The 14673-nt window shown below is 36.5% G+C and carries 12 protein-coding genes; 9 read left to right on the top strand and 3 right to left on the bottom strand.

Translation table 11 applies throughout. From position 1 onward, the window contains the following. Positions 1-125: 125 nt before the first annotated feature. Entirely contained in the window at positions 126-1745 is a 1620-nt protein-coding gene (locus NQ185_RS00460; protein WP_257579554.1) for an ABC-F family ATP-binding cassette domain-containing protein, read from the bottom strand. 163 nt (positions 1746-1908) lie between these two features. Between NQ185_RS00460 and NQ185_RS00455 the strand changes: the two genes are divergently transcribed. From NQ185_RS00455 to NQ185_RS00440, 4 genes are all read left to right on the top strand, one after another. Continuing rightward, a complete protein-coding gene (locus NQ185_RS00455) occupies positions 1909-2091 on the top strand; it encodes a cold-shock protein (protein WP_257579553.1) in 183 nt (60 codons plus the stop codon). Between the two features lie 150 nt (positions 2092-2241). Further along, on the top strand, positions 2242-3453 hold the full coding sequence (locus NQ185_RS00450; RefSeq protein WP_306999700.1) for a CapA family protein: 1212 nt from the start codon (positions 2242-2244) through the stop codon (positions 3451-3453). Between the two features lie 102 nt (positions 3454-3555). Further along, on the top strand, positions 3556-5103 hold the full coding sequence (locus NQ185_RS00445) for an FAD-dependent oxidoreductase (protein ID WP_257579552.1): 1548 nt from the start codon (positions 3556-3558) through the stop codon (positions 5101-5103). A gap of 425 nt (positions 5104-5528) precedes the next feature. Continuing rightward, positions 5529-6299, top strand: coding sequence for an SDR family NAD(P)-dependent oxidoreductase (locus NQ185_RS00440; protein ID WP_257579551.1), 771 nt, complete (start codon positions 5529-5531; stop codon positions 6297-6299). A gap of 228 nt (positions 6300-6527) precedes the next feature. On the opposite strand, the gene msrA is transcribed toward NQ185_RS00440, so the two are convergent. Next, positions 6528-7052 carry a peptide-methionine (S)-S-oxide reductase MsrA gene (gene msrA, locus NQ185_RS00435; RefSeq protein ID WP_257579550.1) on the bottom strand — a complete coding sequence of 175 codons (525 nt, stop codon included), beginning with the start codon at positions 7050-7052 and terminating at the stop codon, positions 6528-6530. Positions 7053-7211: 159 nt separating this feature from the next. Between msrA and NQ185_RS00430 the strand changes: the two genes are divergently transcribed. From NQ185_RS00430 to NQ185_RS00420, 3 genes are all read left to right on the top strand, one after another. Further along, positions 7212-7574: a hypothetical protein gene (locus NQ185_RS00430; protein ID WP_257579549.1), complete on the top strand. Its 363-nt coding sequence runs from the start codon at positions 7212-7214 to the stop codon at positions 7572-7574. A 252-nt stretch (positions 7575-7826) separates the two neighbouring features. Beyond that, the gene (locus NQ185_RS00425; protein WP_257579548.1) at positions 7827-9557 is read left to right on the top strand and encodes an ABC transporter ATP-binding protein; all 1731 of its coding nucleotides are present in this window, start codon (positions 7827-7829) and stop codon (positions 9555-9557) included. After that, a complete protein-coding gene (locus tag NQ185_RS00420; protein WP_257579547.1) occupies positions 9547-11319 on the top strand; it encodes an ABC transporter ATP-binding protein in 1773 nt (590 codons plus the stop codon). The genes NQ185_RS00425 and NQ185_RS00420 overlap by 11 nt, the downstream gene beginning before the upstream one ends. A gap of 42 nt (positions 11320-11361) precedes the next feature. Here NQ185_RS00420 and NQ185_RS00415 read toward each other — a convergent pair whose 3' ends face one another. Continuing rightward, complete coding sequence (locus NQ185_RS00415) at positions 11362-13056, bottom strand: transglutaminase domain-containing protein (RefSeq protein ID WP_257579546.1); 1695 nt, start codon at positions 13054-13056, stop codon at positions 11362-11364. A 157-nt stretch (positions 13057-13213) separates the two neighbouring features. Here NQ185_RS00415 and NQ185_RS00410 point away from each other — a divergent pair, with 157 nt between their 5' ends. Both NQ185_RS00410 and metA read left to right on the top strand, forming a co-directional pair. After that, positions 13214-13591 (top strand): glyoxalase superfamily protein, encoded by a 378-nt coding sequence (locus NQ185_RS00410; protein WP_257579545.1) that lies wholly within the window; start codon positions 13214-13216, stop codon positions 13589-13591. 134 nt (positions 13592-13725) lie between these two features. Continuing rightward, a complete protein-coding gene (metA, locus tag NQ185_RS00405) occupies positions 13726-14631 on the top strand; it encodes a homoserine O-acetyltransferase MetA (protein ID WP_257579544.1) in 906 nt (301 codons plus the stop codon). The last annotated feature ends 42 nt before the right edge of the window (positions 14632-14673 follow it).

Below are 14673 nucleotides of genomic sequence, written 5' to 3'. Positions count from 1 at the left end.
TCCTTTATCGCAAGTCTTGTGCCAAAAAAGGAACGTCGACTAAAGTCGCCACTTCCTGTGGCAACATCGACGGACCCGCTTCCTGCGGGCCTGTACGTCGATGAGCAAGGCGTTTCCGCTTTTTATCAAGCATACATTTCTTCAGTTTGTTTTTGAAGCTGGTCATTCTCGAGATATTCATCATAAGACATTTGCTTATCGATGATTCCTTTCGGAGTTAAATCGATAATACGATTGGCAATCGTTTGAATAAATTGATGGTCATGTGAAGCAAAGATAACGGATCCTTTAAAATTAATTAATCCATTATTCAGTGCTGTGATCGATTCTAAGTCAAGATGGTTAGTTGGCTCATCTAATAGAAGCACATTGGAACCACTTAACATCATTTTTGATAACATACATCTTACTTTTTCTCCACCTGACAGAACGGAAGCTTTTTTCAATACTTCTTCACCTGAAAACAGCATTCTTCCTAAGAACCCGCGCAAGAAACTTTCACTATCATCTTGCGGTGAGAATTGTCTTAACCAATCCACCAGATTCAAATCGCAGCCATCAAAGTATTCGGAGTTATCCTTCGGGAAATAAGCTTGGGATGTCGTGACTCCCCATTTAAAAGTACCAGCATCTGGTTCTAATTCACCCGATAAAATTCTTAACAAAGTTGTTTTGGCAATTTCGTTTCTACCAACAAGCGCAATTTTATCGTTTTTATTCATGATAAAGCTTATATTGTCTAACACTTTTACACCGTCAATCGTTTTTGAAAGACCTTCAACCCTTAATAAATCATTTCCTATTTCACGATCGGGACTGAAGCCGACAAATGGATATCTACGTGAAGAAGGCTGAATATCATCAAGCGTAATTTTATCAAGCAATTTTTTCCGTGATGTTGCTTGCTTTGATTTTGATGCATTAGCACTAAACCTAGCAATAAATGCTTGCAGCTCCTTGATTTTCTCTTCTTTTTTCTTATTCGAATCTTGAGCCATTCGTTGGGCTAGCTGACTAGATTCATACCAGAAATCATAGTTGCCGACGTAAATTTGAATTTTACCAAAATCAAGGTCAGCAATGTGAGTGCACACTTTATTTAAAAAGTGACGATCATGGGAAACAACGATGACTGTATTTTCGAAGTTGATCAAGAATTCCTCAAGCCACTGAATCGCTTTAATATCTAGATGGTTTGTCGGCTCATCAAGTAGAAGAATATCAGGTTTCCCGAACAAAGCTTGAGCCAAAAGCACCTTTACTTTTTCAGATCCTGATAGTTCAGCCATTTTCTTCGTGTGGAGGCTTTCGCTAATACCAAGACCTTTTAGCAATATTGCTGCTTCAGATTCCGCTTCCCATCCATTTAATTCGGCAAACTCTCCTTCAAGTTCCGCAGCTTTCATTCCATCTTCTTCAGAAAAGTCGGCCTTCATATAGATGGCATCTTTTTCTTGCATAATTTCGAAAAGGCGAGTGTGCCCCATTATAACAACTTTAATTACTTCTTCATCTTCATATTGAAAGTGATCTTGTTTCAGTACAGCTAATCTTTCACCGGGTGTTATTGAAACGGATCCTGTTTGCGCCTCAATTTCACCGGATAGAATTTTAACGAATGTAGACTTACCGGCACCGTTTGCTCCTATAAGGCCGTAACAGTTTCCAGGTGTAAATTTTAAATTTATATCATCAAATAATTTGCGGTCGCCGTATCGGAGACCTACATTAGATACAGTAATCAAGGTATATCCATTCCTCCAATTAATACATATTCCAAAACATTATAGCATGTTTTATTGCTGTATTCCTACAAATAAAAGGATTCAAACATTCCTTGGATATCGATTTGGTTTATATTGAATGTTAGCGTATAATAGAAATATCAATAAGAAGGGGGATCTTGCCATGGCTTATAGAAGGGGACCTCAGGAACCTATCCCTGAAGAGGAAACAGTAGTTTGGTCATGCACGAATGCAGATTGTACATGTTGGATGAGGGATGCCTTTTCTTCAGATGAAAAAACAGTTTGTCCTATTTGTAAATCTGAGATGGAAAAAGAAACAAGAATATTGCCTGTAATAAGTTAGATATTTGTTAAGACTGTCTTCTTCATAAGGCGGTCTTTTTTACTGGACTTATTTTGTGAAATTTGTAGAAAATTAGCTTATTTTGTAATTAAAATTTATTATTTCCCTTAAAAAAATTATGGTACTATAATTTTCAGGGGGAGATAAGTATTGGATAGAAAAACAAAATTTAGAAGAGCAAGACGTCGAAAAAGAAATCGGCAAATCTTTATTGGATTAATAACTTTACTAGTATCTTGTTTTATTATTTTACTAGTACAGTGGCAAGATTATGAATCTATGAAATCCACGAAACATCATATAGATAAACCAGTTCCGGCCCTAGCAGAAAGTAAAAAGAATACAGCCATTCAAAAATCCGCCAAGGAACAAGAAGTAGAAAACAAACATTCGGCCCCTAAAGCAAAACCTCAAAAAGTGGATCCCGAGATCAATATTATCTTTGCAGGCGATACAATGTTTGATTGGGATCTTCGCCCTATCCTTGTGGCGAACGGTTATGATTTTCCTTTTGTTCATGTTAAAGAAAAAGTTAAAAAAGCGGATTATGCTTTTATAAATTCAGAAACGGTTTTTACAGATAAGTCAGCAAAAGATCCTAACCAGTTATTTTGGATAAAATCAGATCCAAAAGGGCTTCAAGCTTTGAAAAATACTGGTTTTGATATGTTGAATCTTGGAAACAATCATACATTGGATTATTTAAGACCGGGTCTTGAAGATACGCTTAAATATGTTGAACAATTAAATTTTGACTATATTGGAGCTGGAAGAAATGCTGAAGAAGCATATTCTTCTAAAGTAATTAAAATAAAGGGGAAAAAATTTCGATTTTTCTCATTTGTCCGTTTCCTTCCCGATGTTGGATGGATTGCCCAAGACGATCGATCCGGTATTCCTACTGGTTATGATCTCGATCTTGTAAAAAGAACAATTATGGAGCAAAAAGGAGACGCTGATTACACTATTGTCTATTTTCATTGGGGAATTGAGAAACAAAACAAACCTGCTGACTATCAATTTGAATATGTGAGAGAACTGCAAAAGCTTGGTGTTGATTTGATTGTTGGTTCGCATCCTCATTGGCTGCAAGGCTTTCAATATTATAATGGAATGCCTGTAGCATATTCTCTAGGTAATTTTTTATTTCCACCATACGTGAAAAATGAATCAGCACAAACCGGATTACTAAATGTAACGTTTAAAGGCGATCAAATTAATATGAATTTCGATCCTTATATTATTTCAAAGGGACAAATCATTCCTGTAGAAAATGCGGAGAGGGATCTATTTCTTCAGTATTTGCAGTCCATCTCATTTGATATAGAAATTTCTAATACAGGTGACATAATTCCCAAATAATGCGGATAACCGGGTTTATAACCGGTTATTTTCTTTTTTGTACATGATTTTATGGAAATGGGGGATATCAACTAGTAGAGAATAAAAAGGGAGGACCGTCACATGAGTATACCAAATAATGGAGAGGAAGTACTTTCATCGTACTGGATTAGATATACAGACCTTCCATCATTTCCGTCTATAGAAAAGGACTTAAATGTGGATGTTGCAATTGTAGGTGGAGGAATTACAGGAATCACAACAGCCTATTTGCTTGTTAAAGAGGGATTTCAAGTAACAGTAATTGAAGCGAGCAAAATTTTAAATGGAACCACAGGGCATACTACGGCAAAAGTTACGGCACAGCATAGCTTGATTTACGATGAATTTATTCAACATTTTGGAGAAGACAAGGCACGGCTTTATTATGAGGCCAATAAAGAGGCAGCTGAACAAATTGCCGAGGTCATTAACTTGCATGGAATTGATTGTGATTTTAAAAAGGAAGACTCGTACGTTTATACAAATTCCAGTGATAATGTACAAAAACTTAAAAATGAATATGAAGCATATAAAAGATTAGGAATAGAAGGTGAATACACCGATAGTATTCCACTGGGTGTGGAGATTAAAGGAGCTGTCATAATGAAAAATCAAGCTCAGTTCCACCCACTCCATTATTTGTCTCATCTTGTCGATTTTATAAAAGAAAGTGGAGGAGAAATATACGAACAGTCCGTTGCCACCCATATGGACATTGACGATAAACCAATTATCCATTTAAGAAATGGGGCGAAAGTAAAAGCTCAACACGTTATTTCAGCTTCCCATTTTCCATTTCACGATAATAAAGGGTATTTTGCACGACTCCACCCTGAACGTTCATATGTTGTTGCAGCAAAACCGGAAAAATCTTTTCCAGGCGGCATGTATATTAATGCTGAAAAGCCTAAAAGATCTATACGATCTGTGACGGTCGAAGGAAATGAAATTTTATTATTTAGCGGGGATGGGCATAAAACAGGTCAAGGAGAACCTGAAAAAGAACACTACGAAGCATTAGAAAAATTCGCAAAAGACGAATTTGGGGCAAGCGAAATTTTATATCGATGGTCTGCCCAAGATCTTGTAACTGAAGATAAAGTTCCATTTATCGGATGTAACAATGAGGGCGATAAACGTGTGCTCGTTGCGACCGGTTTTCGGAAATGGGGAATGACAACGAGTATGGTTGCTGCTTTACTTATGAGGGATATATTAATTGGTAAAGAAAATCGCTACGGAGAATTATTTTCTCCAGCAAGATTTACAGCCGATCCCGGAATTAAAACGATGTTAAAACAAAATGTGAATGTAGCTGCCAATCTTATCAGCGGGAAATTTGAACGCCCTGATAAAGAACTAAAGGATATTAAAGAAGGCGAAGGAGCTGTAGTATCAATAAAGGGTGGCCGGGCAGGCGCCTTTAAAACAACTGATGGTCAGTTGTTCGTAGTAGATACTACGTGCACCCATATGGGATGTGAAATCAACTGGAATAGCGCGGATAAAACATGGGACTGTCCGTGCCATGGGTCAAGATTCTCAGTTGAAGGGGATGTTATCGAAGGCCCTGCCGAAAGACCGCTCAAGAGAATTGATCCGGATAGTATTGATTACACAACTTCCTAATTGAAAATAACCGTACTATAAATCAGTGAAACTGATTTTTTAGTACGGTATTTTTTTATTAAGATTATATTTAATTATGCGCTACTATGCGCTTTTCACATTTCTGTTGCGAGATCCAAACTGGGTAGGTTTTCCATTGCCATTGATCCTGGATGTTGAACCGGAAATCGGTAATCTCTCACTTTATCGTTGCGATTGCCCCTGAATTGAACCGGAAATCCAGTAACAACCACCTTTCCGTTCCGGTGGAACCTGTATTAGGCTGAATTCGGTTATCTACCACCTTATTCGCCATGAATAATCCCGGATCGAATACAAAAGAATTAAAGAAAAAACAGGAAACACCTCGTTCGATGTCGTACTAATAATAGTGGAAGGGTTTTCAAAAGAACAGAAAAGTTAACAAAAAAGGAAGTGACAGTAGAATGACTGGACGCTTAGAGGGGAAAGTAGTTGTTATAACGGGAGCGACAAAAGGCATTGGAAAAGGCATTGCGTATATTTGTGCAAAAGAAGGAGCAAAGGTCGTTGTAAATGGAAGAAATAAAGAAGCTGGAGAAAGGGTTGCTGCCGACATTATTCAAAAATACGGTACAGAGGCAATTTTTATCCAAAAGGATATTTCATCTGAAGCAGGCTGCCGGGAATTAATTGAAGGATCGGTTGCATATTTTGGCCGAATCGATGGCCTCGTTAACAATGCAGGGATTTTTCCTAGGGGTACCATTTTAGAAACAACAGAAGAGTTATTCGATACGATATTTGATGTAAATATGAAAGGGCCATTTTTTTGTTCAAAATATGCAATTAATAAAATGCTTCGGACAGGTGGAGGATCAATCGTACAAATAGGTTCAACAAATGCATATAGTGGAATGGAAAATTTAGTTGCCTATTCATGTTCCAAAGGAGCGATGCGAACATTAAATAAAAGCATTGCCTCGCACTATGCTAAACATAAAATAAGATCAAATTGGATTACTGTAGGCTGGGTCGCATCTGAAGGAGAAGTTGAGCTCCATGAAAGCATGGGAACGAGTGAGGAAGAACTAAAAAAATGGGCAGAAAGTGTCATCCCGACAGGTGAAATGCAAACCGAAGAAGATATGGCTTACGGGGTTGTATATTTATTAGCCGATGAATCTAAGCAAGTGACAGGTACTGAATTACATATTAATGGCGGCTTAAGTTTATAAAGAAAAATTTAGTGTATAGCTCCAGAGCGATTGACCAGCAAGTTCCCTACCACAAGGAATACAAACGTAGGACATAGGCAAACAAAGAAAGTCGACGTCGCTACAATCTGTGGCGACGTCAACGCACTTCCATTCTGATTCGAGTTCGTCAATTGCAATCGCAAGTATCTGTGATACGCATTATAACTCGATAGTAAGTCAAGGTGCGAATGCTTTTCTTATCTCTTATCACCAATGTTCCTTTATAAATTCATCTCTGCCAGATTTCTCGCGATCTTCTAAATATTCAGCTTCATTTTTCTTATAAAAATCTTGGTGATAATCTTCCGCCTCATAAAATGGCACGGCAGGTAAGATTTCAGTTACAATCGGTTTTTGAAATTTGCCGCTTGAAGCAAGGTTCGATTTAGAAAGCTCAGCCGCTGCTTTTTGTTCATTATTTTGATAAAAGATGGCGGCACGATAGGAAGAACCGCGGTCTTGAAATTGACCACCCGCATCAGTCGGATCAATTTGTTGCCAAAAAATTTCTAGCAATTGTTCATAAGAAAAGATATCTGGATCATAGGTGATTTGAACAGCCTCATAATGACCAGAATCTCCTTTTTTTACATCTTCATATGTAGGGTTTTCGATATGCCCTCCTGTATATCCGGTAATTACTCTTTCTATTCCATCCCATTGATCAAATGGCTTAACCATGCACCAAAAGCAGCCCCCTGCAAAGGTGGCGATTTGTAAATTCTTTTTCATAAATACAACGCCTCTTTCTAATGCTCTTATGGATAATATAATACCACGGAGAGCATGAATTGTGATAGTCATACAAATGTTGGCAGTAATAAAGGGTCATTTACTACAGACAATAATAATGTCCACTACAGGACAATGCATATAAAAGGAGCCTTGTCTGTGAAAAAAAACTCAATTTTTCCAACAAGAACATATACTGAAAAAAAGTCAAATAAGATGTGGGTGCCGCTTTTAACTACAGTCGGGGTAAGTGCTGCCATGTATGGCCTTCGCAAATACAAAAATGGAAAACTTATGAACCCTATTCAAAATTTCATGAAAAAATTCCAAAACACGGGTGTTCAAAGTATATTGGCAGGCGCAGCAACCAACCCGCTTACTGAGTTCTCCCAGGAACTGTCCAACTTCAATACTTCCGGCAGTTCTGGGCAAAATACTTCAATGAATAATGCAGAGCAAAATACTAGCGGAAGTACGAATCAGCAAAACACTTCAGGAAATAATGCCGCACAAAATGCTTAAGTAAGTTCAAACCAACAAAATCCAGTTGCAAATCAGACTAGTCAACAAAAAATAGAGGATTATATGAACCAACTTAAGTAGTCAATAACGCTGTCCCGAACTTGGGGCAGCTTTCATCATTTTTATTTGAAAAAAAAACCTTCAATTTCAAAATATTAAAACGATTTACATGACATTTATATTTTTGTGATTTATGATTATAATTAATACGGGTTACTAAATGTTTTTTGTTTCGTTTGGGGGTAAATAAAAATGGGGAAAGTTCTATCTTACTTAAAGCCGTTTCGGCTTACGATGACAATTGCCTGGATGCTTATGTTAACAGAGCTTATCGTAGAACTATGGCATCCAATGTTTATGGCAAAAATCATTGATGAGGGGATTCTGAAGGAAGATTTAGGAGTAGTGATGAAATGGGGAGTGGTCATGGTAGGGATGTCACTCTTAAGTTTCTTAGCGGGCATTACAAATTCTTTTTTCTCCTCTCACGCAGCTCAAGGTTTTGGCTTCAATCTTAGGGCAGCACTGTTTAAAAAAATTCAATCGTTTTCATTCCATAACTTGGCACGCTTTCAATCATCATCACTCATTACGCGATTAACAAATGATATAACTCAAGTACAAAATACTGTTTTTATGAGTTTGAGAATTGCACTGCGAGCACCGTTATTAATAATTGGTGGAGCAACGATGGCGCTCTTTGTTAATGTGAAGCTTGCACTATTTTTAATATTCCCGATACCTATACTAGTCATTTTATTAGTATGGATGATGAAGAAAAGTGGCAGATTATTTAGATTTGTCCAAGATAAACTAGATAAAGTAAACAATGTCATGCAAGAAAACTTAACAGGTATGCGCTTGATTAAAGCATTTATTAGAAAAAAATACGAGGAAAGCCGTTTTGGAAATGCAAATGAGCAATTGCGCGATCAAACTGTCAAAGCTTTGCGCCTTGTTGAATTAATTGGGCCCATTCTTTTATTCGTCATGAATGTCGGAATATTATTAATTCTTTGGTTTGGTGCCATTGAAGTAAATCAAAGCAGGGTAAACGTTGGTGAAATAGTGGCTATCGTTAATTATGGTTTCCGTATTACGATGGCGCTTTCAATGCTTTCATGGATCATTATGGCTTTTTCAAGAGGAAAAGCTTCCTCTGATCGTATTTCGGAAGTTCTTGTCACATCTCCAGATTTTGAGAATACAACTAAAGGTTCTGCCGAATATATTGGCTTTGGAAAAGTGGAATTTAATCATGTTAGCTTCAAATATCCTGGTACTGATACGTATGTGTTATCAGATATTTCTTTTACTGCTAAAGCTGGAGAAACAATTGCAATTATGGGGGCTACAGGTTCCGGAAAATCTGCATTATTTCAACTCATCCCAAGATTATACGATGTAACTAGCGGTACGATAGAAATAGATGGCCTTGATATTAAAAGTATGGATTTAACCTCGTTGCGGAAACAAATTGGTTTCGTGCCACAAGAATCAATTTTATTTACTGGATCTGTAAAGAACAATATTGGATGGGGAAAAGAAGGCGCTACCATGGAAGATATCATTAAGAGTACAAAAGATGCACAAATTCATGAAACCATCCAAAGATTGCCCGATATGTATGATACGAAAATCGGGCAAAAAGGGGTTAATTTATCAGGTGGTCAAAAGCAAAGAATATCAATTGCTCGGGCACTCATTAGAAAACCAAAACTACTCTTTTTAGACGATAGTACAAGTGCACTTGATTTGAAAACTGAATCAAAATTATTGGTGTCTTTACAAAATTACGATTGTACTACATTCATCATTACGCAAAAGATAAGTACCGCGAGAGAAGCTGACCAAATATTGTTACTTGATGAAGGTAAGTTAATTGCTAGTGGCAAGCATGAAAATTTAATCAATTCCTCTGCACTATATAGGGATATTTATAAGTCCCAATTTGCGAAGGAGGTTTTGGCTGATGTCCAATAATAAGAAACAAACAGCGAAAGTTAAAAATTGGAAGTCAACTTTAATTAGAATTTGGAAGTATTTGGACTTTTATAGAAGCCAACTATACCTAGTTTTATTTATGGTACTTATAAGCTCTGGTTTAGGTTTATTGGGTCCTTTTCTAATTGGTAGAACAGTAGATGAATATATTGCAAAACATAGTGGTAATACACTTGGTCTTGTTCTTATCATTATTGCTGCTGTCTATTTTTGTTTCTCTTTATCAAGTTTTCTACAAAACTATTGGATGATTGGGATTGGTCAAAAAACTGTTTTTTCTATGAGAAGCCAGTTATTTAGTCAACTACATCGTCTGCCAATTAGATTTTTTGATAAAAGACAGCATGGAGAATTGATGAGTAGGTTGACGAATGATATAGATAATGTGAGCCAAACATTAAATAGTTCAGTCATTCAAATATTTTCCAGCGTTTTAACCCTTGTTGGAACTGTTACTGTTATGCTCGTTCTCAGCCCTTTGCTGACACTTATCACGATGACGATCATCCCACTCATGTTTTATGGAATGAAATGGATAACAAATCGTACTGGTAAATTGTTTAAGGAACAGCAAAAATATTTAGGCGATCTGAATGGATTTATCCAAGAGACAATCTCCGGGCAAACAATCGTAAAGACATTTTCTCAAGAAGAGAAAATTATCGATGAATTTATGGAGAAAAATGAAAGATTGCGAAAAGCAGGTTACTGGGCACAGACCTATTCTGGTTTTATTCCAAAACTTATGAATGTGTTAAATAACTTGAGTTTTGCCATTATTGCGGCTGCCGGAGGTTGGTTAGCCGTCAGTGGACATATTACAATTGGAACCATTATCGTATTCACGGAGTATTCGCGCCAATTCACTCGTCCATTAAATGATTTAGCTAATCAATTTAATACGCTCTTATCGGCAATTGCAGGAGCGGAGAGGGTCTTTGAAATATTGGATGAAGATGAAGAGAAGGACCGTGCAGCTAGTGAGACATTGAAAAACGTGGTTGGCAATGTTGAATTTAAAAATGTTTCTTTTTCATATGGAAAAGAAAATCAAACAATTAAAAATGTGAGCTTCCTTGCAAAGCCTGGTGAAACGATTGCACTTGTAGGACCAACTGGCGCAGGGAAAACAACCATCATTAATTTGCTTGCCCGTTTTTATGAACCGGACGAAGGTGAAATATTAATCGATGGACATAATGCACAAAACATTAAGCGAAATAGTCTTCGCAGCAAGATGGGATTCGTTCTTCAAGATTCTTATTTGTTCCAAGGAACGATTCGTGAAAATATTCGTTATGGTAAATTGGATGCATCTAATATTGAAGTTGAAAAAGCGGCAAAAATGGCGAATGCTCATTCATTTATCATGAAGCTTCCAAATCAATATGATACCATTTTAAAGCAGGATGGAAGTGGTATAAGTCAAGGGCAGCGCCAACTTTTATCGATTGCAAGAGCGATGTTATCCGATCCTTCACTCCTTATTCTCGATGAAGCAACAAGTAATATTGATACAATCACTGAAATGAAAATCCAAGAAGCCTTGTATCGCTTAATGAAGGGGCGAACGAGCGTTGTCATAGCCCATCGTCTAAACACAATCCAAAATGCAGACCAAATCCTTGTATTAGACAATGGACAATTGCTAGAAAGTGGAAATCATGAATCCTTATTGAAAAATAGAGGATTTTACTATAGCTTGTTCAATAGCCAATTAAAGCAGGAAGTTGGATCATAAAAAAAACCCCTGGTATTTCGTTTATTGAAATACCAGGATTTTTTAATACTCCACGTTTTCTCTCATATGTGTTTTATTAAATTCAGATTCTACAGGATCGAAATATTTATCCGTGTATTTCGCGACAAAACGATCGCCTTCAAGATAACCTGATCCCCACGTTGGATCCATAATCAGCCATTTCCCATCTACTTTTGCTTCAATCCACGCATGATTTTCTTTTGATGCACCTGTTCCAGCATCACCCGCAACGAATCTTGCTTCAATATTACTAGCTCTTAAGAGTGCAACCGCTAAGTAAACGTAATCCTGGCAAACACCTTTCTTATTGGAAAGTGTTTTCAAAGCGTTATCGTCCCATTCAAATTCACTATTTTTATATTTATCTACATCATATGAAATATTTTTTGCTACATATTCATAAATTGCTTTCGCCTTTTCTCTATCATCTTTAGCATTTTTCGTAATCTCATTGGCAAGGGCTATGATTTCCAAAGCTTCTGATTGGATCCCTCTTGATGGAAGTAAATCCCGTTTATCTTCTGCCGCAATATTGGTCACTGTTAAAGCTGCAATAGAAGAAAAACTAAAAAACGACTTGTTTTCTGGATTTATTTCCGGAACATTTATTGTAATTTCATATTCACCTGGACCAAATCGTAAATAAATAGATTCGTCAAAATGATATTGATGAATAGGTATAACGTCTAAAGCCTCATCTTGGCCTTTTTTGGATTTAATATATAAATGTGTTAGTTTATCTGCGTTTCTGGTGTTTGGATCCACAGATCCCTTAATTGACATCAATAAATCAATATCAAAACCGCCGAATTTCGGAGAATCGAGTACGATCCCTTTTTCTTCATAACCACGGTGATATTCAATCGGTTTCATTTTTTTAGATGAAGTATTATTAACTTTAAACGTACTTCCATATTGATAACGGTTTTCCAAATTTTTATCTGGTAAAAGAACGTGGACGTCATGAATTCCTTCTCCGAAAAAGAGGGGGAGTTCAAATGAAAAGCTTCCATTAGTAACTGGAATAATATGCTGCCATGTATCCGCTTCCTTTTCTATTTGAAGCATGACCGAGCTCTCTTCCACTTCACCCGAAACAATCACCATTTCACTTTCTGCACCGAGTCCCGAGATAGGTTCGTTTATATGTAATCCGGCTTCTAGTCCATATGGGGTATATGTGACGTCGCGGATCATTTCCGAATCAGTATTCATGACCTCAAATGCGGCTAATTCAGAATAATAATTTTCTTGCTCTGTACTAGGCAGCAGAATTTGCACTGAATATTTCCCTTCTCCATTAAAAAAATGAATTAGTTGGGTGAAATCACCATTTTTTATCGGTGTATAATATTCAAAGGATTCATTTTCGTCTATGTGTTTCAATTTAATCCAAGCATAATTCCCTTTTAACAACACGGATTTCTCAATGCTGCCTGAAATGGTAAACTCCTTATTAGCTTCAAATAATTCGTAAATTGGTTCTAAAAGTGACGCTCCCACGACATCAGCGTAGCTAGTAAGATTAATAGGATCACGTTCAATGTCTTTATTTTTTTTCTCTGCCAAACTAGTATACTTATTAACTGAGTCTTGCTTATTATTCATACGTTCATCTTTTTTTGGATCCTTAGGCAACACAGAAGTTTCATTATTACATGCGCTAATAAATAGTAACGAAAGAAGGATCGTAATTAGTAGTTTCCAATTTTTCAAAAATGAATTCTCCTTTCAGATGAACTTGCTTTATATATACCATAATAGCTATGTATGAGACAATTTAATACTCTTAAAAAAAATGAAGACTTATTTCACTCGTAATAAATCAATATTTAATCTATGATTAATATAGATGATTAGAGGAGGAAGAAAAATGAATTCTAGTGTTATCCCAATGTATAGCTCAACACCAATATTTAGAATTTTTGATGAAAAAAAAGCAAAAGAATTTTACTTGGACTTTTTGGAGTTTAAAATAGATTGGACACATCGCTTTGATGAAAATGCGCCTTTATATATGCAAATCTCATCTGATCAATGTCTTATTCATTTATCAGAACACCATGGAGATGCGGCGCCAGGATCTTCTATTCGAATAAAAGTGGACAATATAAAAGCGCTGCACGAAAAACTTATTTCAAAAAATTATAAGTTTGCAAGGCCGGGACTTGAAGAAACACCGTGGAATACGCTTGAAATTAATGTAGGCGATCCATTCTATAATCGAATCGTTTTCTTTCAGGATAAATAGAAGTAAAGTTTATACAAGTCACTATTGCTGAAATTGTCAATCAACTCTATAATTATTTTTATTAGCTTTTTTTGTTTTCCAGCTACAGCGTCTCTGACCAAGGCGCTAACGCTTATTAGCAAGGGGGAGTTAAGGTGCCGATTAATATACCACAAAAAATGCCGGCAAGAGAAATATTGGAAAAAGAAAAAATCTTTGTGATGGATGAGGAACGGGCAACGACACAAGACATTCGTCCTTTGAATATCTTAATCTTAAATTTAATGCCTGAAAAACAGAAGACAGAGGTTCAATTATTACGCCTTCTTGGGAATTCTCCATTACAATTGAATGTATCATTTCTTCATATGGAGACGCATCAATCAAAAACAGTCTCAAAGTCTCATCTCGATCAATTTTATACGAGGTTTTCGGCGATAAAAACGAAATATTTTGATGGGATGATTATTACCGGAGCGCCGATTGAACATTTGCCATTTGATGAAGTAACGTATTGGGAAGAACTAAAACAAATAATGGATTGGACGAAAGAGCATGTCATATCCACGATGCACATTTGTTGGGGAGCCCAAGCTGCTTTATTTTATCATTATGGCATTGATAAATATGAGCTATCTGAAAAATGTTCCGGAATATTTCAGCATAGCATCGCTGAACAGAATGTAAAATTATTTAGGGGCTTCGATGATGTATTTTTTGCTCCGCATTCTCGAAATACAAGTGTACAAAGTGAGCAAATTAAAGCACATCCGGAACTGTCACTTCTCTCTGAAGGCGAGGCGGGGCCTTTTATCATTTTATCCAAAGATGAAAAGAATATAATGATAACAGGTCACTTGGAATATGATACTATTACTTTAGCAGAAGAGTATAAACGAGATATTAATAAAGGCATCGATATCCTTCCACCTGAAAATTATTTTCCAAATAATGATCATACAAAAGCGCCAATCAATACATGGCGATCACATAGCCATCTACTATTTTCGAATTGGCTTAATTATTATGTATACCAAGAAACACCTTTTGACTGGAATTAATAAAACTTATGGACCATACAGGCCCATAAGTTTTTTATATAA

The organism is Lederbergia panacisoli (assembly GCF_024626525.1).
GTDB lineage: Bacteria > Bacillota > Bacilli > Bacillales > Bacillaceae_C > Lederbergia > Lederbergia panacisoli.
The sequence above is the reverse complement of the archived record's forward strand: the minus strand, read 5'-3'. Positions and strand labels throughout refer to the sequence as shown.